This is a genomic window from Bacillus sp. MM09(2025), from assembly GCF_050496725.1.
Lineage (GTDB): Bacteria > Bacillota > Bacilli > Bacillales > Bacillaceae > Bacillus > Bacillus pumilus.
Window position 1 is genome coordinate 179,590 of record NZ_JBNWEN010000001.1, and the last position, 18,704, is coordinate 198,293.

Consider the following 18,704-nt stretch of genomic DNA (forward strand, 5'->3'; position numbering starts at 1 on the left):
AAAACCAAATCATCCATCACTTATTGGCAATCTTTTGATAAAATAGAAAGAATAAGAGAGAGCATGTGCGTTTGCATACTTGCATGACATAGAGAGGATGACATTTGATGAAAGAAAATATGCAAAAGCCTACGATCATTGGAGTGAGCACAAGGCCTTCGGAGCACCTGAAAAGAGTATGGGAAAATCCGGTGGTTTGGTGGCCTTTATCCTGCGTACTTCTTTTAACAGTGATTGTGACTTATTTGTCAGAGCTGGTGAATGAAGGAATGTGGGCAGATTTAAGCTTGCCGGTATCGGTCGTTTATGTGGTGACGCTAATTGGTCTACTTCTCGGGCTTGTGGTTAATGCTGCAATCTATAAGTTCATCGTTTTTTTAGCAAAGGGTGATGCATCGTTTCAGCAGCTGTTTTCAGCGGTCCTGTTTATTACACCAGTTACGATCGTTGGTACGATTATTTCTCATCTGTCCATCATTCTGTTCCATGTACCAAAAAACATCACAATCACCTCATTAAATGCACTCATTCAAACGTCTGGTCCATGGCATGCTGTGCTTGCCAATATTGATCTATTTGTGATCTGGAACCTTGTTTTAACAGGCTTTTTATTGATGAAAGTTGGCCATATATCGCCAAGAATAGCTTGGACCATTATAGGAGTCTTTTATCTCTTATCTATCATTTTTCAATATGTAGGAACTGCAATCACCATATCAGTAAGCTGGGGGTAGAATGTCTTTATGAGAAAGAAAATCATCATCGGATCCATTTTTATTATTGTTATCGGTCTATTTATTGGCTTTAACATTGCGAAAAATCAAGCAAAGCCTGCTTCAACAGCAGCGATCAAAACAGTAAAACCCTCGCAAAAAGAAATCACCACTAAGGTGATGACGCCAGGGACACTTTCATTCTTTGAAGAACAGTTTATTTATGCAGAAGAGGAAAAGGGACAATTGAAGGGAATTTCTGTAAAAGAAGGAGAAAAGGTAAAGCCTGGAACGCCGCTTCTTACATATGAAAATAGAGAGCTGGAGCTTGAAGAAGAGCAGCAAGCTCTTGCGGCTGAATCCAGTACTTTAAAACGCGAACAATTACAAAATAGATTGAGCGAATTAGACAAAAAACAAGAAGGCGAATCCGCCACCAATTCTAGAAACGAGCGAGACCAGCTTGAATTAGAGCTGAAAGCGGCTGAATTAGAACAAAAACAAGCAGAGATCAGCCAAGAAAAAGTAAAAGCACAAATAGAAGATTTAATCGTACATAGTAAAATTGATGGTACAGTGATTTCCATTGAGCAAGAAGAAGGGGCAGGAAAGCCGGAAGAGAGGCAGCCGATCATTCATATTGGCAATGAGAAAAAAATGGTTGTGCGAGGATTGATTTCTGAGTATGACGCCATAAAAGTGAAAAAGAAACAAAAAGTAAAGATAACGTCTGATGTCATTCGCGGAGAGAGCTGGCAAGGAGTCGTGAAAAAAGTGGGGGTTGTACCTGCTCAGGCAGCATCCGAAACACCTGCAGGTGATCAAACGGTGCAATATCCAGTTGAAATCGAAATAAAGGGAAAAAAACCTGAAGCAAAACCTGGTTTTAAAATGATCATGGAAATTGAAACAGATAAGCGTCAAGCCCTAACGATTCCTGAATCAGCTGTAAAAAAAGAGGATGATGGACAATACGTTTATGTTGTCAAAAAGAATGTACTTAAAAAAGTAAAAGTGGTGCTAGGGGAAACGTCAGGTCATGATCTTGAGGTGACAAAAGGTGTCGTAGCAGAGGATCAAATCATTTCTCATCCATCAGATGACATGTATGACGGAATGGAAGTGAATGCTGAATGATTCAGCTTTCAAACGTGACAAAAAGCTATGAGGTTGCCGAGGAATCATTTGATGTATTAAGTGAGATCGATCTTGTCATTGAAAAAGGCGAGTATATGTCCATTATGGGCCCCTCCGGCTCTGGAAAATCGACGTTAATGAATATCATTGGCTGTTTAGACCGGCCAACTACAGGACAATATCATTTTCAAGAAAGAGAGCTGTCAGCAGCAAAGGATCAAGACCTCGCAGTGATTCGAAATCAATTCATTGGATTTGTCTTTCAGCAATTTCACCTGCTGCCGAGGTTAAATGCAAGGCGTAATGTTGAGCTTCCGATGATTTACGCTGGTATCAGTCAAAAAGAAAGAAAAGAACGTGCAGAGATGGCACTTGAAAAGGTTGGTTTGTCAGACCGAATGAAACACATGCCAAGCGAGTTGTCGGGAGGGCAAAAGCAAAGGGTGGCAATTGCCCGTGCAATTGTCAATAAGCCGCAGCTTATCTTAGCAGATGAACCGACAGGCGCTCTTGACTCAAAAACAAGCTTCTCAATCATGGAACAGTTTACGAAGCTGAATGAGGAAGGAACAACGATTGTGCTTGTTACCCATGAAGAAGAAATAGCTGCGTATACAAATCGGACGGTCGTTGTAAGAGATGGGCGACTCGTTGAAGATAGATTGACACAAGGGGACGCTATGAATGAAACTCTTTGAAAATATCAAAATAGCGATGAATTCTGTTTTAGCTCATAAATTACGTTCTATTTTAACGATGCTTGGGATTATTATTGGTGTTGGATCAGTCATTGCGGTCGTGGCTATCGGTCAAGGCGGCGAGCAAATGCTAAAAGGGTCGATTTCAGGTCCAAACAATACCGTTGATATGATGTATACGCCTTCTGACGAAGAGTTAAATGCAAATCCCAACGCTTTATTCGACGCCGCATTTACTGAGGAAGACATCAAAAGCATTAAGACAATCAATGGGGTGAATCAGGTTGCCTCTTCGACTGCGCAAGGAATGCAGCTGAGATTTCAAGATACGACAGTGGATGCGACAGTTAACGGTATAAATGAAGGGTATACGAATGTACATTCATTACAAATAGCCGAAGGACAGAATTTAAGAGATATTGACTTTAGAAGCGGCAGAAGAGCCGCCCTTATCTCTGAAGGCTTACAAAAAGAATTATTTAATGGACAGAAGGCATTGGGCGAAATGATTTGGATGAACGGACAGCCGGTTGAAGTCATCGGTGTTTTAGCCAAACAAAAAGGGATGCTTTCATTCGATATGAATGAAATATATGTCCCATTCGCCATGCTCACCTCCACATTTGGGATCAATGAATACGATAAGTTGTCAATTCAAGTCGCACATGCTGATCAAATGAAGGAAGTAGGAAAGAATGCGGCTGCATTATTAAATGAAAATCATCATACAGAAGATGCTTATGAAATGATCAACATGGAAGAAATCGCAGAAGGCATCGGTCAAATCACGTCTGTCATGACAACAATCATTGGCTCAATAGCTGGAATTTCTTTACTTGTCGGAGGTATCGGCGTGATGAATATTATGCTTGTTTCTGTGACAGAGAGGACAAGGGAAATCGGTATTCGAAAAGCGATTGGAGCAACGAGGGCTCAAATACTCGTTCAATTTTTAATTGAGTCTGTCGTCTTAACCTTGATCGGCGGGTTGATGGGGATTGCACTAGGTATAGGCGGTGCCTCGTTAGTATCACTCATTGCCGGCTGGCCGTCCTTAGTATCTTGGCAAATCATCTGTGTAGGTGTACTGTTTAGTATGCTAATTGGGATTGTTTTTGGGTTAATTCCTGCGAATAAAGCAGCAAGACTAGATCCTATTGATTCTCTTAGATATGAATAATTTAAAGAAGAACAAAAAGCATACAAACAGTGTGAATTCCGCTGTAATCAAGGATCAAAAGCTTTTATGCACATCGCATAAAAGCTTTTTTTAGTTCTATTGAATGAAATGAAAAATGATAGAAATGCTAAGATCATGACTTTCATCTTAATGTCACATATTTTTCAGTTTACAAATGGTACATATAAAGGTAAGATGACCATGGTGAAAGATTTTGATAGTTATTGAATGTATTTGATTGTTTTATATTGATAATGTGGAAAAAAGCGATTACAATAAAGGTGCGCGCGAAATGAATACGTTTTCAAAAGGGGGTGTTTCCATGTTAACACCGGAAAGACATCAACTCATTATTGACTGTTTAGAAGAAAATGATGTCATCAAAATACAGGACTTAACGATTATGACGGATGCGTCTGAATCTACTATTAGAAGGGATTTATCAGCCCTTGAAGAAAAAGGATTTCTAAAAAGGGTCCATGGGGGAGCAGCCAAGATATCAAGTATCCGTCTTGAACCAGATGTATTTGAGAAATCTGCCAAAAACCTTCAAGAAAAGTCATTGATTGCGGAGGCAGCTGCTTCACTTTTAAAACAGGGAGATTGTATTTATTTAGACGCTGGTACGACCACACAGCAAATGATTGAATATATCGATCCAGATCAAGATATTGTTGTGGTGACAAACGGTGTTATGCACATTGAAGCACTCATGAGAAAAGGCATTTCTTTTTACCTGATAGGCGGATCAGTGAAACATCGAACAGGAGCCATGGTCGGTGCCGCAGCTTTGACGGCGATGGAAAATTACCGTTTTGACAAAAGTTTTGTTGGGACGAATGGCATTCATCCCGAGGCAGGATTTACAACACCTGATCCAGAGGAAGCGCTCATGAAAAAAAGGGCCATGAAGCAGGCAAAAAAAACCTATATCTTAACAGATGCCTCCAAGTTTGGCGAAATATCGTTTTCAACCTTTGCTAGTTTACAGGAAGCCACCATTATCACAAACGACGCAAAAGAAGATTCATTCGATAATTACCATGAAAAAACGGTTATAAAGGTAGTGAAAACATGATTTATACAGTTACTTTAAACCCATCAGTTGATTACATCGTACACGTGGAGGATTTTGCAGTCGGCGGTTTGAATCGTTCAACCTATGACAAAAAATATCCGGGCGGAAAAGGGATCAATGTCTCAAGGCTTTTAAAACGTCACGGTGTGGAATCAAAAGCGCTTGGATTTATAGGCGGATTTACAGGCAAATATATTCAAGACTTTTTACAAAACGAACAATTACAAACAGCCTTTCACGAGGTGTCAGAAGATACACGAATTAATGTGAAACTAAAAACAGGTGAAGAAACCGAAATCAACGGACTCGGCCCATCCATTACTGAAGCACAATTTGAGTCGTTTCTGTCTCAATTTACTTCATTGATTGAAGGAGATGTCGTTGTGTTAGCTGGCAGTATTCCTTCTTCATTGCCTCATAACACGTATGAACGTATTGCTGAGGTATGTGAAAAGCAAGGCGTTAGAGTTGTCCTTGATATTTCTGGAGAAGCCCTAAAAAAAGCAGCAGGCTTGAAACCGTTCTTAATGAAGCCAAACCATCATGAACTAGGTGAAATGTTTGAGACGAGCATCTTTACTGCAGAAGAAGCTATTCCTTATGGAAAGAAGCTGTTAGAACAAGGTGCTGAACATGTTATTGTATCCATGGCTGGTAATGGCGCTCTCTTATTCAGTAAGGAAGGGATTTATCAGTCCAATGTTCCAAAGGGTACGCTTGTTAATTCGGTTGGTGCAGGGGATTCAGTCGTTGCAGGATTTTTAGCCGGCGTTTCGAAAGGCCTTTCGATTGAAGAATCATTTAAGCTTGGCGTCACATCAGGCAGTGCTACAGCATTTTCTGAGGAGCTTGGGACAAAAGAGCTTGTTGACACACTATTACCACAAGTAAAAGTCACACGCATTTAAAGGAGGAGTCACCATGAAAATAACAGAACTACTCACAAAGCAGACCATTAAGCTTCAATTAGACAGCCAGCAGAAAGAAGCAGTCATTGAAGAACTAGTCACTGTTTTAGATACAGCTGGCAAGTTAAATGATAAAGAGGGCTACAAAGAAGCGGTGATCAACCGTGAAAAACAAAGCTCTACTGGTATTGGCGAAGGAATTGCTATTCCTCACGCTAAAACAGCAAGTGTCAAAGAGCCTGCTATTGCATTTGGCCGCTCGACAGCTGGTGTAGATTATGAATCACTGGATGCGCAGCCGAGTCATCTTGTCTTTATGATTGCAGCAACTGAAGGCGCAAACAACACGCATTTAGAAGCCCTTTCTCGTTTATCAACACTTCTGATGCGTGAAGAAATCAGAAAGCAGCTTCTTGAAGCGGCTACTGAAGATGAAATCATCGATATCATCAATACGCATGACAAGGACGATGAAGAAGAAGAGGAAGTTCAAGAGGAACCAGCTCCAGCAGGTAAGCCAGCTAAGATTTTAGCAGTAACAGCTTGCCCAACGGGTATTGCACATACATTTATGGCGGCAGATGCTTTGAAAGAAAAAGCGAAAGAAATGGGCGTTGACATTAAAGTCGAAACAAACGGCTCTGGTGGTATTAAACACGCTCTCACCGCAAAAGAAATTGAAGAAGCACCAGCCATCATTGTGGCAGCGGACAAGCAAGTTGAAATGGAACGCTTTAAAGGCAAACATGTCATTGAAGTGCCTGTGACAGCAGGAATCCGTCGTCCGCAGGAATTGATTGAAAAAGCAGTCAATCAAGATGCACCGATCTATAAAGGCTCTGGCGGCAGTTCTTCAAAAGACGAACATGAGTCATCTGGCAAAGGTAGAAGTGGTTTCTACAAGCACTTAATGAGCGGTGTAAGCAACATGCTTCCATTTGTTGTCGGAGGCGGTATTCTTGTTGCAATTTCATTCTTCTGGGGAATTAACTCAGCAGATCCTAAAGACCCTTCATTTAATTCATTTGCAGCTGTATTAAAAGGAATTGGCGGAGATAATGCGCTTGCCTTAATCGTCGCTGTATTAGCCGGATTTATTGCGATGAGTATTGCAGATCGTCCAGGTTTTGCGCCAGGTATGGTCGGTGGATTTATGGCGTCAGCAGCAGGTGCAGGATTCCTAGGTGGACTCATTGCCGGTTTCCTTGCTGGTTATGTCGTTGTGTTACTTAAAAAAGTATTCACATTTGTACCGCAGTCACTCGACGGGATTAAGCCGGTTCTTCTGTATCCATTGTTCGGTATTTTCTTCACAGGTATCATCATGCATTACATTGTGAACACACCAGTAAAAATGGTGATGGACGGATTAACTCATTGGCTTGAAACTTTAGGTACTGGAAACCTTGTCTTAATGGGCATTATTTTGGCAGGTATGATGGCAATTGATATGGGTGGTCCAATTAACAAAGCGGCTTACACATTTGGTCTTGCGATGATTGCTGCTGGAAACTATGCACCGCACGCTGCCATTATGGCAGGCGGAATGGTACCACCACTAGGTATTGCACTTGCGACAACAATCTTTAGAAATAAGTTCTCAAAACGTGACCGAGAAGCAGGGATTACATGCTACTTCATGGGAGCTGCCTTCATCACTGAAGGGGCGATCCCGTTTGCAGCGGCTGACCCTCTACGCGTGATTCCTTCAGCTGTCATTGGAGCAGCTGTGGCTGGCGGATTAACGGAATTCTTTAGAGTCACACTTCCTGCACCGCACGGCGGACTATTCGTTTTCTGGGTAACAAATCATCCAGTTCTTTATATCATCAGCATCTTAATCGGTGCCGTTGTAACAGCGATTTTACTTGGTATTTTGAAAAAACCAGTGAAACTAGAAGCGTAATTTAGAGGAGAAGCATCGTGAAAAGCGGTGTTTCTTTTTGTTTAATTACGAACAAATTAGGAAAAAATATATAATTGAATGGTTGTCTTGTGAATTTTTAAATGACATGTGATAAAGTAAAGTTATTCAATTCACGTTTCAAGTCTTTTAGCAGAAAGTCTTAGGAGGAAGCAGTATTTTGAACGAAGAAAACAAACAAAACGAAAATGATATTCAATCTGATGCAAAGCAAGCCAAAACAGAGAAGAAAAGTTCACTGTTTGAATGGATCAAAGCCATTTTAATTGCACTTGCGCTCGTCTTGCTCATCCGTACGTTTATATTTGAGCCGTATGTGGTGGAAGGAGAGTCGATGGAACCGACCCTTCATGATGGGGAAAAGCTGTTCGTCAACAAAACCATTAACTATCTAGGTGGAGTCAAACGAGGTGACATCGTGATTATTAATGGAAAAGACGGCCAAAAAATTCATTATGTAAAACGATTGATCGGTCTTCCGGGAGACACGATTGAAATGAAGGATGATACGCTTTACATTAATGGTAAAAAAGTAGATGAGCCTTATTTAAAAGAGAACAAGGCACATGCGAAAGAGTATGAAGTGCATTTGACAGGGGATTTTGGTCCAGTGAAAGTACCGAAAAACGATTACTTTGTGATGGGGGACAACAGGCTCAACTCCATGGACAGCAGAAATGGCCTTGGACTCATTGAAAATGATCGGGTTGTCGGGACATCAGAATTTGTTTTCTTCCCATTTGGCGACATTCGGCAAACAAAATAAAAGCACCCTTCTCAGGTGCATGAGAAAAGTGCTTAAATGGCGGCCCTTAAAAATAGGGTCGTTTTTAATTTGGCGTGAGCACTGTAACAATGAGCACAATGGCCAGCACAGAAGCGAAGACAGAGCCAGTAATAGCTAAAACGGACCGAAACAATCCGATCTTATGATTTTCTTTCCCTCGCTTTTGTAAAAAGCGTTTCGAAAAGATGTGTACCAGTGTGTAAATAAGCACAAGCCCAATATAAAGGCCGAAATCCCTCGCATTAAATCCTGTTGCTGATAAATAAATACCCATAAAGAAAATCAATAAACAGTATTCCATCAGTGTAAGTAATCTCAAATCGCACGAACTCCTTCAATAAATCATTCCCACTTATTATACCATATTGGACAATTTGCCTTCGTTCTTAGTGAGAGACGTTTCTATCAAACGTTATTCATGTTATACTTCATAATGATGAATGAGTGATGGAGGATTAATAAATGATTGCAGTAAATAATGTTAGTTTACGTTTTGCTGATCGTAAACTATTTGAAGAAGTAAACATTAAATTCACTCCTGGCAACTGCTACGGTTTAATTGGTGCCAATGGAGCTGGTAAATCAACGTTTCTAAAGATTCTTTCAGGTGAAATTGAGGCTCAGACGGGCGATGTTCATATGAGCCCTGGTGAGCGTTTAGCGATCTTAAAACAGAACCACTTTGAATACGAAGAATTTGAAGTATTAAAAGTCGTCATGATGGGTCACAAACGTTTATATGATGTGATGCAGGAGAAAGATGCGATCTATATGAAACCTGATTTCTCAGATGAAGACGGGATTCGTGCAGCAGAGCTTGAAGGTGAGTTCGCTGAGTTAAACGGCTGGGAAGCAGAAAGTGAAGCAGCGATCTTACTAAAAGGTCTTGGCATTCCAGAGAGCCTTCAATCGAAGAAAATGTCTGAGCTTGGTGGTTCTGAAAAGGTTAAAGTACTACTAGCCCAAGCTTTATTTGGTAAGCCTGACGTCCTTCTTCTGGATGAGCCAACAAACCACTTGGACTTACAAGCCATCCAGTGGCTGGAAGAGTTCCTTATTCATTTTGAAAATACCGTCATCGTCGTTTCGCATGACCGTCACTTCTTAAACAAAGTATGTACACATATTGCGGACCTAGACTTCGGAAAAATTCAAGTATATGTCGGAAACTATGATTTCTGGTATGAGTCCAGCCAACTAGCGCTGAAACTCAGCCAAGATGCAAATAAGAAAAAAGAAGAGCAAATTAAGCAGCTTCAAGAGTTCGTTGCCCGGTTCAGTGCGAATGCTTCTAAATCGAAGCAAGCGACGTCAAGAAAGAAATTGCTTGATAAAATCTCTTTAGACGATATTAAGCCATCTTCACGTAAATATCCGTATGTCCATTTTGCGCCAGAGCGCGAAATCGGGAATGATGTTCTTCAAGTAGAAGGTCTATCGAAAACAATTGACGGTGTGAAAGTACTTGATAACGTCAGCTTTATTATGAATCGCGAGGATAAAATTGCGTTCCTAAGCCGTAATGAGCTTGCTGTGTCTACTTTATTTAAAATTCTTGCTGGTGAGATGGAGCCAGACAGCGGGACATATAAATGGGGCGTCACAACATCTCAAGCCTTTTTCCCGAAAGACAATAGTGAATATTTTGAAGGAAACGATGTCGATCTAGTGGATTGGCTTCGCCAGTATTCTCCTAATGATCAAAGCGAAAGCTTCTTACGCGGATTCTTAGGACGTATGCTATTCTCTGGGGAAGAAGTAAAGAAAAAAGCAAGCGTCTTATCAGGAGGAGAAAAGGTTCGTTGTATGTTATCGAAAATGATGCTGTCAGGAGCGAATGTACTGCTTCTAGATGAACCGACGAACCACTTAGACCTAGAATCCATTACGGCGCTGAATAACGGTTTAATGAGCTTTAAAGGAGCGATGCTCTTCTCATCTCATGACCATCAGTTTGTTGAAACAGTGGCAAATCGTATCATCGAAGTGACGCCAAATGGCATCGTCGATAAGCAAACAACATATGATGAGTTCTTATCAGATCAAGAGATTCAAAAGAGACTCGTTGAGCTTTATGCGTAAATAAAAAAAGACATCCATTTGTGGATGTCTTTTTTCGGTTAAATCGCCCAGTTTCCATTACGGAAGATCGGTTCGCGTTTCCCGTCTTTTGTAATACCGTCAATATTCATTTCCTTTGAACCAATCATGAAATCGACGTGTGTAATACTGTTGTTTACACCAGCTGCATCCAATTCTTCACGATTCATCTCTTTTCCGCCTTCGATATTGAACGCATATCCGCTGCCGATGGCAAGGTGGTTCGATGCGTTTTCATCATAAAGGGTATTGTAATAGAGGATATTCGAGTTTGAAATTGGTGAATCATCTGGTACGAGAGCAACTTCACCTAGATAATGAGAGCCTTCATCTGTTTCAACGAGCGAAGTTAAAATGTCTTCGCCTTCCTTCGCTTTCACATCGACAATTCGGCCATTTTCAAATGTTAAAGTAAACTCATCAATGATATTTCCTGCATAGCTGAGCGGTTTTGTGCTTGAGACTGTCCCATTTACACCATCTTTTTTAGGTACGGTAAAGACTTCTTCTGTTGGCATGTTGGCCATGAAAGAGACGCCGCGCTCACTCACGCTGCCGGCACCTACCCAAATGTGCTTTTCAGGGAGCTCAATCGTTAAATCAGTGCCAGGAGCATCATAATGTAGCTTGTGGTAGTGGCGCTCATTTAGGATTTTGACCTTTTCATTTAGCGACTCATCGTGCTTTTTCCAAGCCTCCACAGGATCTGCTTGATCAGCGCGAGCGACTTTAAAGATTTGTTCCCATAATAAAGCGACAGCTTCTTCATCTGTATGGTCAGGGAAAATCTTTTTCGCCCAATCTTTTGATGCAGCGCCTACAACCGTCCAAGCCACTTTGTCTGATTGAACGTATTGGCGATATGTATGAAGGGCAGATCCAGCGGCTTTTTGCTGTGCAGCGATTTTTTTCGAATCAATGCCTCGCAGAAGGTCAGGGCTTTCTGACAAGATCGTGATAAAAGCGCCGCCGCGTTTTGCGATGGTTTCCATCATCTGTGCTTCCCATTCTGGGAATTGCTCAAACACATCCTGCGGTGCGTGCTCATATTTTAAACGAGCAAGAACACCGTCAGCCCAGCGGATATGTACGTTTTTCGCCCCGCGCTCATATGCATGTTTCGCGACAAGGCGAACAAGGTCTGCAGAATCAGTAGATGCAGATACGACGACTTCTTGTTCTTTTTGAACATTCACACCTACTTCAACGATGGTCTTCGCATATTGATCTAGTTGTTTTTCAAATGAACTCATAAAAAAACCCTCCTTTAGTCATGTTCATCATATCAGATTTAAGACCGAAAAGGAAAATGGGGAGCACGCGAAAAGCCAAAATAAAAAAGCCGCTTTCATGCGGCTTTTTAGCGGTTCAGTTGTTTCACAGGCTGTGCGTTAGAAGGGGGCATATGTGAAAATGACAGGCTCATTCCTCCTAAGATAATACCCGTTAAAATGACTGTGACAACAACCCGTTTACCTAAATCAAGCAACATGTTCTTCCTCCTTCACGTTTATCCATTCCTCACGATATGATCGAAATGATAAAAAAAGAAGTAGAACAAGAAGATTATTTTAATGTTTTTTGCAATTTATGAATGACTTCTAGTGAACGACCTGTTCCGATTGCGACAGATTCAAGTGGATTTGCTGCAATATGAACTGGAACGACAATTTCCTGTGAGAGCCATTCTTGAATCCCGTTTAACAAAGCGCCACCACCAGTTAAGATCACGCCGCGGTCTACGATGTCACCACTAAGCTCTGGAGGGCTGTCCTCTAATGTTGCACGAATCGCCTCTAAAATATGAAGAAGTGACTCTCGCATGGCTCCTTGAATTTCATGAGATTCAAGTGTGATTGTTTTTGGAAGACCTGTCACTAGATCACGTCCACGTACTTCTAATGACTCTGGCTCATGCTCAATGAGACCATAACCAATTTCCATTTTCACCTGCTCAGCTGTCCGTTCGCCGATTAATAGGTTATATTTCTTTCGCACAAACGTAATGATATCTTCATCCAGCTGATCTCCGCCAATTCGAATGGAATGACAAGAGACAACGCCGCCAAACGAAATGATAGCAACTTCCGTTGTTCCTCCGCCAATATCAACTACGACGTTTGCAACAGGCTCATCTACTGGAAGATCAGCGCCGATTGCGGCTGCAACAGGTTCTTCGATTAAATGCACGTGCTTTGCTCCGCAGTTTTTCACAGCATCACTGATGGCACGGCGCTCAACAGCTGTGGAACCAGAAGGTGTACATACGACGACCGTTGGTTTTCTGAAGGTAAATCCGATATTTTTTCCTGCTTTTTTCATGATTTGTTTGAGTAAATCTGTTGTCATATCATAATCAGCGATGACACCGTCTTTCATCGGACGGATCGCCACAATTTTCCCAGGTGTTTTCCCAATCATTTCTTTTGCTTCTGTTCCGACGGCAAGTACAGTTTTTGTTTCTGTATCGACTGCCACGACGGACGGTTCATTCAAAATAATCCCCTTATTTTTACTATAAACCAATATGTTAGCTGTTCCTAAATCAATTCCAATTTCGGCATTTTGAAACATGTTTTCACCCAATCTCTATTTTTGCTGTTTTAAACAATTTTACATTTAAAAGTTCAGGGGGGTGAGGTCATTTGTGGGGGTTTGTGATGACCTTGAAATGAACTTGTAAAATTCGAGTATCATTTTGACAATCACAATAAATTTTCCCTTTGTTTTTTCTTTTGTGAAAAAAATTTTTATAGAAGAGAAACCTTTTGAGAATCTCTTACGTCTACGATATATCAATTGGTGAAAAACAGATTGATCTTGAGCTAATGAAAGAAAGAGGGAACGAATTTGAAATCTATCGGAGTCGTAAGAAAAGTAGACGAACTAGGGCGTATTGTGATGCCAATCGAATTAAGAAGAGCACTTGATATTGCTATTAAGGACAGTATGGAATTTTTTATAGATGGGGATAAAATCGTCTTGAAAAAATATCAGCCAGAGGGAGTTTGCCTCATGACTGGTGAGATTACATCAGAGAACCATGATTATGGAAATGGTCAAATTACATTAAGCGCTGAAGGCGCAGAATTACTGTTAAAAGAACTTCAAGAAGCTCTTCAGCAGTAATGAAAAAAGCCTGTTCTCTTCCTTTGTGCTGAGAACAGGCTTTTTTTCTGAAAAAGTTCCTTAAAAATGCCCCATCTCCCTCAAAAAACAAGTGGAAAATGGTACAATTGACAAAGAATCTCAGGGCGGCAGGTGGAATCATTTGAACAAAACATATCAAGTGCGGATCGTGTTATCTGTTCTTGCATTTATTTTAATTTTAAGCTGGGATTTCTTTTATTATCTAGGTGGCTATCAAATTAATTGGCCGCTCGATCTAGCCTTTACAGTCCTGGTTCTAACAGGAATCTGGGTTGTCTCAGGCTATGTAGACCGCCTAAATCTACTTGTGTCAGACTTAAATACGAGAGAGAAAGAAGCACACGAACTGACAGAGCGGCTGAATCGAATCACAGATAACTTGCAAGAAATCGTCTTTGAAACAAACGAAAAAGGTGAAATTATTTTCTTAAATCAAGCATGGACACAAATGACGGGCTATGACATCGATGAATGTCTAGGCACCATGTACAATCAGTACTTTGATCAAGAGGAACGCGTGGTCCAGCATTTATTGTCTGTGATCAAGGAGCATAAGGATGCGGGGCGTGTAGAACTGCAGCTTCTCCATAAAGAGGGAAAGAAGGTGTGGGGAGATGTTCATTACAAGCTTTATTTTGATGAGCATCACCAGTTTACCGGAGGAATTGGAACGGTAGCTGATATTACGAAACAAAAGCAGGCAAAGCTTGAGCTTGAAAGATCCAATCAGCAATTGCAAATGCAGGCGCAAAAGCTGGCCGTCGCTGGACAAATAGCCGCTGGAATCGCCCATGAAGTCAGAAATCCACTGACATCAGTTAATGGTTTTTTGCAGCTGATGAAGACTCAATATCCTGAAAGAACCGATTATTTTGACATTATCTTTTCTGAAATTAAACGGATTGATTTTGTTTTAAGTGAGCTGCTTGTATTGGCTAAGCCTCAATCGGTCCATTTTCAAGAGGTCCAGCTTCATGAGCTTCTAGAACAAGTGATTACTTTATTAAAAACAAATGCCGTTCTTTCAAATATTGATCTCAAGCAGCCATTTAAAAGGCAGGATGCCGGCGCAATCCTAGCAGACGCTAACCAAATGAAGCAGCTGTTCATTAATTTAATCAAAAATGCGATTGAGGCAATGCCTGAAGGTGGCAGCATATACATATCTACAGAAAAAGTATTGAATGAATGGAAGATTACCATTCAAGATGAAGGAAAAGGGATGTCTGAAGAAGATATTCAAAAAATATATGATCCTTTCTTTTCCACGAAAAAAGAAGGGACAGGGCTTGGTCTGACCATCTGTGCGACAATTTTAAAAGATCATCAAGGAAGAATGGACGTGTCAAGTGAGCTTGGAAAAGGCACAGCTTTTCATATTTATTTGCCTGTGTGTCAAAAAAGCAGACAGCAGCAAGTTGAGAGGACGTGAAGTCATGACGGTAAAAGCTTTATTTGTATATGGGACGCTATTGCAGCATGAAGAGCATCACGAAACGTACATGAAGGAAAACAAACTATTAGCTAAATCCGCTTGGATGAGTGGAAGGATCTACGATACAGGTCAAGGATATCCAGCGTGTGTTCCTGCAGAAAAAGGCACTGTATTCGGGGAATTGTACGAGGTAACCGCTGACACGTTGAATAAGATAGACGTACTAGAGGAAGGGTATGACAAGCAGGAAATCAATATCATGACGGATCAAGGTCAGGTAGCAGCCGTGACATACACTTTGCCAGAGCAGAAGGCATCAGCGCTGAAAGAAATAAAGAGAGGGTGCTGGAAAGCTTATCAACTTTGGCAGCAGAAGCCATCAACCTTCTATTATTTTGCCTATGGCTCCTGCATGGATAATGCTAGGTTTAAGCTCGCAGAAGTCGATCATCACTTTAAACAAATCATCGGCGGTGGTGTACTAAATGGTTTTACTACGAGATTTACATTGGTGAGGCCAGATGGATCAAGAGCTGATATGGTAGAAGACGGCGGCGAAACAGAGGGTGTTTTATATGAAGTTCCTTTTGATGCCATTCGTTATTTGTATAAACGAGAAGGAGTATATGAAGGTACATATCGTCCAGCATTTGTCGATGTCAAAATAGGTGATCAAATTTACGAGGACTGTTTAACCTTTCTTGTGCTTCAAAAAAGAGAAGAAATCGCTCCGCCAGCTCATTATCGCAGTGAAATCGAAAAAGGAGCAGATCTTTACTTAAGTGAAGCGTTCCGCAAAAAAATTCGTTCACATATGGATTCATTAATCAAACCGTAGTAAAATGCATGGTAAGTGAGATAAAAGGAGTCTGAACATGAAAAAGGAATATGCAGTCATTGGTCTTGGACGCTTTGGTGGAAGTATTTGCAAGGCGCTGAGTGAAGAAGGACTTGAAGTCATGGCAATGGATATGAATGAAGATCGAGTAAACGAGTATGCGAAAATCGCCTCACATGCGGTGATTGGTGATTCGACGGACGAAAACGTTTTAAAAAATCTTGGTATTCGCAATTTTGATCATGTCATCGTTGCAATTGGCGAAAACATTCAGGCAAGTATTTTAACAACGATTATGCTGAAAGAGCTTGGCGTCAAAATGGTCACTGTGAAAGCGCAAAATGATTATCATGAAAAGGTACTCAACAAAATTGGCGCGGATCGCGTCGTTCATCCAGAGCGAGATATGGGGAGACGGATTGCACATAAAATCATTTCAAATAACGTGCTTGATTACCTTGAGCTGTCAGATGAGTACAGCCTGATTGAGATTGTTGCAAACAACAGGCTTGCAGGGCATTCCCTTTTAGATCTTGATATTAGGGCAAGATACGGTATCAATATTGTTGCGATTAAGCGCGGTAAGGAAGTCATTGTTTCCCCGCTGGCTGATGAAATGATTCAAAAAGAAGATATCCTCATTGTCATTGGGGCAGTAGCCGATATAGGACGCTTTGAAAAACGAGAAATGCAGAACGATTATTAAACACTCCGATGACGGGGTGTTTTTTTACATGAATGTGTTCATGACAGGTGGACATTGAGATGAAAATAGACATTGAAAAGGGCTGCGTTGTTCTGTATAATCGCAAAAATAAGTCGTGATATTTTTCATGCAATTATCACTATTCAGAAATAAAAATCAGTGTTTTGATATGGTTGATTTTCTCTAAATGTCATTGACTGGGCAAACAGATTCGTTTACGATAAGAAACATTATATTGTTTACTTGGAGGAGGCAGTGTCGTTGGATAAGGAGCTTTTCAGACATCAAATTGAGGTAGCAGCAAAGAGAAAAAAAGCAGCCCTCGTGATTAAACATGCGAAAGTCATGGATGTGTTTAACCAGGAATGGATAGACGCAGATGTCGCTGTTGAAAATGGACAAATCGTTGGGATAGGAGAGTACGAAGGAGAACAGGAGCTAGATGCATCAGGTCAAATGCTTGTGCCTGGTTTTATTGATGGCCACGTTCATATCGAGTCTTCTATGGTGACCCCTGCTGAATTCTCCAAAGCTGTCGTTCCTCACGGCGTGACAACTGTCGTAACAGATCCGCATGAAATCGCCAATGTGTCAGGTATAACAGGCATCCGTTTTATGCTGGAAGAAGCGAGGAAAGCTGCCTTACATATTTATTTCATGCTGCCATCTTGTGTACCGGCAGTCAGTTTTGAACGATCAGGTGCTACGTTAAAAGCGCAAGATTTAAAACCTCTTTATCAAGAAAAGGAAGTGCTTGGTCTTGCTGAGGTGATGGACTATGTTGGTGTGGAGCAGGCAGAAGAAGATATGCTTCAAAAGCTGCTTGATGCTCAAAACGAGAATAAACTGATTGATGGCCATCTAGCAGGCTTAACAGATCGATTAATCAACGTCTACCGGACAGCAAGTGTCCAAACAGACCATGAGGTGACAACAGCACAGGAAGCCCTTGAGCGTGTGAAAAGAGGCATGTATGTGATGCTGAGAGAAGGATCTGTTGCCAAAAACGTGAAAAATGTTTTACCCGCAGTGAATGAGAAGAATGCGAGACGCTTTTTCTTTTGTACAGATGATAAACATTTGGATGATTTAATGGCACAGGGAAGTATTGACGAGCAAGTACGAATGTCCATAAAAGAAGGCTTAGATCCATTTTTGGCCTATCAAATGGGAAGCTTAAATGCCGCAGAGTGTTTTGGTCTTAAAACAAAGGGAGCCATTGCACCAGGCTATGATGCTGATTTTATGCTTGTCTCAGACTTTCATCATGTAGACATTACAAGTGTATTTATCGCAGGTCGATTGGTTGCACAGAACGGAGAGTATAAGCCGAGTGTCGAAAAGATTGCACCGAGCCCGGCATTATTACAATCTGTTCATGCCGTAGATGTTCAAAAGGAAGACATTGCACTACCTATCACAGGCGATCAACATATGAATGTCATCCGTATTATTCCGAATCAGCTTGAAACAAAGTTAGAACAAGTCTCTCCTTCAGAAATGAACGGACAATTTACAAGTGATACAGGCAGAGATGTATTGAAAATGGTGCTTGTTGAACGTCATCAAGGTTTATCTGAAATGGGCGTAGGGATTGTCAGCGGCTTCGGCATCCAACAGGGCGCGATTGCAACAACAGTTGCACATGATTCACATAACTTAATTGCAGTTGGTACAAATGATGCTGATATCATCAAAGCGATTGAGGCGTTAAAAGAAGCAGGCGGCGGGTTGACTGTTGTGAAAGAAGGGCAGTCACTTCATACGCTGCCATTACCAATCTCTGGTTTGTTGTCAGATCAGCCGGCACATCTCGTCAATGAAAGCCTTCATACACTTCATGAAGCGCTAAAAGAAACTGGCTTTTCCTTAGACTTTAATCCGTTTTTGACGCTGTCCTTCTTGGCACTTCCAGTCATTCCTGATGTGAAAATGACGACAAAGGGCTTGTTTGATGTCAGAAGCTTTCAGCACCTCCCAATTCAATCATAAAAAGTGAGAAACCGCATGTGTACGATGTATATATGCGGTTTTTTTTAATACTTGATGA

The 18,704-nt window shown here is 41.2% G+C and carries 18 protein-coding genes; 14 read left to right on the forward strand and 4 right to left on the reverse strand.

Annotated elements, in window-relative coordinates:
* Positions 1 to 107 precede the first annotated feature (107 nt).
* The 8 genes from ACQYAC_RS00980 to lepB all read left to right on the forward strand — a co-directional run bounded on the left by ACQYAC_RS00980 (position 108) and on the right by lepB (position 8,404).
* Positions 108 to 734 (forward strand): YIP1 family protein, encoded by a 627-nt coding sequence (locus tag ACQYAC_RS00980; protein ID WP_058014100.1) that lies wholly within the window; start codon positions 108 to 110, stop codon positions 732 to 734.
* 9 nt (positions 735 to 743) lie between these two features.
* Positions 744 to 1,850 carry an efflux RND transporter periplasmic adaptor subunit gene (locus ACQYAC_RS00985; RefSeq protein ID WP_429942574.1) on the forward strand — a complete coding sequence of 369 codons (1,107 nt, stop codon included), beginning with the start codon at positions 744 to 746 and terminating at the stop codon, positions 1,848 to 1,850.
* The gene (locus ACQYAC_RS00990; RefSeq protein WP_061407637.1) at positions 1,847 to 2,548 is read left to right on the forward strand and encodes an ABC transporter ATP-binding protein; all 702 of its coding nucleotides are present in this window, start codon (positions 1,847 to 1,849) and stop codon (positions 2,546 to 2,548) included. Before ACQYAC_RS00985 ends, ACQYAC_RS00990 begins: the two co-directional genes overlap by 4 nt.
* Complete coding sequence (locus tag ACQYAC_RS00995; protein WP_180309072.1) at positions 2,535 to 3,728, forward strand: ABC transporter permease; 1,194 nt, start codon at positions 2,535 to 2,537, stop codon at positions 3,726 to 3,728. The genes ACQYAC_RS00990 and ACQYAC_RS00995 overlap by 14 nt, the downstream gene beginning before the upstream one ends.
* A gap of 322 nt (positions 3,729 to 4,050) precedes the next feature.
* Entirely contained in the window at positions 4,051 to 4,806 is a 756-nt protein-coding gene (locus ACQYAC_RS01000; RefSeq protein ID WP_058014096.1) for a DeoR/GlpR family DNA-binding transcription regulator, read from the forward strand.
* Positions 4,803 to 5,714, forward strand: a complete 912-nt coding sequence (pfkB, locus tag ACQYAC_RS01005; protein ID WP_429942575.1) for a 1-phosphofructokinase — start codon at positions 4,803 to 4,805, stop codon at positions 5,712 to 5,714. Before ACQYAC_RS01000 ends, pfkB begins: the two co-directional genes overlap by 4 nt.
* A gap of 13 nt (positions 5,715 to 5,727) precedes the next feature.
* Positions 5,728 to 7,620: a PTS fructose transporter subunit IIABC gene (locus tag ACQYAC_RS01010; RefSeq protein ID WP_169056433.1), complete on the forward strand. Its 1,893-nt coding sequence runs from the start codon at positions 5,728 to 5,730 to the stop codon at positions 7,618 to 7,620.
* A gap of 211 nt (positions 7,621 to 7,831) precedes the next feature.
* Complete coding sequence (gene lepB / locus ACQYAC_RS01015; RefSeq protein ID WP_235567033.1) at positions 7,832 to 8,404, forward strand: signal peptidase I; 573 nt, start codon at positions 7,832 to 7,834, stop codon at positions 8,402 to 8,404.
* Between the two features lie 64 nt (positions 8,405 to 8,468).
* Here the strand turns inward: lepB and ACQYAC_RS01020 are convergent, their stop codons facing one another.
* On the reverse strand, positions 8,469 to 8,744 hold the full coding sequence (locus ACQYAC_RS01020; protein ID WP_034619939.1) for a hypothetical protein: 276 nt from the start codon (positions 8,742 to 8,744) through the stop codon (positions 8,469 to 8,471).
* A gap of 143 nt (positions 8,745 to 8,887) precedes the next feature.
* On the opposite strand from ACQYAC_RS01020, the gene ACQYAC_RS01025 reads away from it, so the two are divergent.
* Positions 8,888 to 10,507, forward strand: coding sequence for an ABC-F family ATP-binding cassette domain-containing protein (locus ACQYAC_RS01025; protein WP_003212114.1), 1,620 nt, complete (start codon positions 8,888 to 8,890; stop codon positions 10,505 to 10,507).
* A 38-nt stretch (positions 10,508 to 10,545) separates the two neighbouring features.
* On the opposite strand, the gene ACQYAC_RS01030 is transcribed toward ACQYAC_RS01025, so the two are convergent.
* The 3 genes from ACQYAC_RS01030 to mreBH all read right to left on the reverse strand — a co-directional run bounded on the left by ACQYAC_RS01030 (position 10,546) and on the right by mreBH (position 13,099).
* Positions 10,546 to 11,778: an aminopeptidase gene (locus ACQYAC_RS01030; RefSeq protein WP_306012091.1), complete on the reverse strand. Its 1,233-nt coding sequence runs from the start codon at positions 11,776 to 11,778 to the stop codon at positions 10,546 to 10,548.
* 107 nt (positions 11,779 to 11,885) lie between these two features.
* Positions 11,886 to 12,017 carry a protein YkpC gene (locus ACQYAC_RS01035; RefSeq protein ID WP_003210922.1) on the reverse strand — a complete coding sequence of 44 codons (132 nt, stop codon included), beginning with the start codon at positions 12,015 to 12,017 and terminating at the stop codon, positions 11,886 to 11,888.
* Between the two features lie 74 nt (positions 12,018 to 12,091).
* A complete protein-coding gene (gene mreBH / locus ACQYAC_RS01040; protein ID WP_012009812.1) occupies positions 12,092 to 13,099 on the reverse strand; it encodes a rod-share determining protein MreBH in 1,008 nt (335 codons plus the stop codon).
* Positions 13,100 to 13,375: 276 nt separating this feature from the next.
* Between mreBH and ACQYAC_RS01045 the strand changes: the two genes are divergently transcribed.
* From ACQYAC_RS01045 to ade, 5 genes are all read left to right on the forward strand, one after another.
* Positions 13,376 to 13,654, forward strand: coding sequence for an AbrB/MazE/SpoVT family DNA-binding domain-containing protein (locus ACQYAC_RS01045; RefSeq protein WP_012009813.1), 279 nt, complete (start codon positions 13,376 to 13,378; stop codon positions 13,652 to 13,654).
* A gap of 142 nt (positions 13,655 to 13,796) precedes the next feature.
* Positions 13,797 to 15,107 (forward strand): ATP-binding protein, encoded by a 1,311-nt coding sequence (locus ACQYAC_RS01050; protein ID WP_061407655.1) that lies wholly within the window; start codon positions 13,797 to 13,799, stop codon positions 15,105 to 15,107.
* 4 nt (positions 15,108 to 15,111) lie between these two features.
* Positions 15,112 to 15,948 carry a gamma-glutamylcyclotransferase gene (locus ACQYAC_RS01055; RefSeq protein ID WP_339165667.1) on the forward strand — a complete coding sequence of 279 codons (837 nt, stop codon included), beginning with the start codon at positions 15,112 to 15,114 and terminating at the stop codon, positions 15,946 to 15,948.
* A 37-nt stretch (positions 15,949 to 15,985) separates the two neighbouring features.
* Positions 15,986 to 16,654: a potassium channel family protein gene (locus ACQYAC_RS01060; RefSeq protein WP_012009816.1), complete on the forward strand. Its 669-nt coding sequence runs from the start codon at positions 15,986 to 15,988 to the stop codon at positions 16,652 to 16,654.
* 261 nt (positions 16,655 to 16,915) lie between these two features.
* Complete coding sequence (gene ade, locus ACQYAC_RS01065; protein ID WP_429942576.1) at positions 16,916 to 18,646, forward strand: adenine deaminase; 1,731 nt, start codon at positions 16,916 to 16,918, stop codon at positions 18,644 to 18,646.
* Positions 18,647 to 18,704 lie beyond the last annotated feature (58 nt).

Excerpts from the sequence above, each read along its gene's own strand:
- ACQYAC_RS00980 (WP_058014100.1), top strand. The coding sequence starts at position 108 with ATGAAAGAAAATATGCAAAAGCCTACGATCATTGGAGTGAGCACAAGG.
- ACQYAC_RS00985 (WP_429942574.1), top strand. The coding sequence starts at position 744 with ATGAGAAAGAAAATCATCATCGGATCCATTTTTATTATTGTTATCGGT.
- ACQYAC_RS00990 (WP_061407637.1), top strand. The coding sequence starts at position 1,847 with ATGATTCAGCTTTCAAACGTGACAAAAAGCTATGAGGTTGCCGAGGAA.
- ACQYAC_RS00995 (WP_180309072.1), top strand. The coding sequence starts at position 2,535 with ATGAAACTCTTTGAAAATATCAAAATAGCGATGAATTCTGTTTTAGCT.
- ACQYAC_RS01000 (WP_058014096.1), top strand. The coding sequence starts at position 4,051 with ATGTTAACACCGGAAAGACATCAACTCATTATTGACTGTTTAGAAGAA.
- pfkB (WP_429942575.1), top strand. The coding sequence starts at position 4,803 with ATGATTTATACAGTTACTTTAAACCCATCAGTTGATTACATCGTACAC.
- ACQYAC_RS01010 (WP_169056433.1), top strand. The coding sequence starts at position 5,728 with ATGAAAATAACAGAACTACTCACAAAGCAGACCATTAAGCTTCAATTA.
- ACQYAC_RS01025 (WP_003212114.1), top strand. The coding sequence starts at position 8,888 with ATGATTGCAGTAAATAATGTTAGTTTACGTTTTGCTGATCGTAAACTA.
- ACQYAC_RS01030 (WP_306012091.1), bottom strand. The coding sequence starts at position 11,778 with ATGAGTTCATTTGAAAAACAACTAGATCAATATGCGAAGACCATCGTT.
- ACQYAC_RS01035 (WP_003210922.1), bottom strand. The coding sequence starts at position 12,017 with ATGTTGCTTGATTTAGGTAAACGGGTTGTTGTCACAGTCATTTTAACG.
- mreBH (WP_012009812.1), bottom strand. The coding sequence starts at position 13,099 with ATGTTTCAAAATGCCGAAATTGGAATTGATTTAGGAACAGCTAACATA.
- ACQYAC_RS01055 (WP_339165667.1), top strand. The coding sequence starts at position 15,112 with ATGACGGTAAAAGCTTTATTTGTATATGGGACGCTATTGCAGCATGAA.
- ACQYAC_RS01060 (WP_012009816.1), top strand. The coding sequence starts at position 15,986 with ATGAAAAAGGAATATGCAGTCATTGGTCTTGGACGCTTTGGTGGAAGT.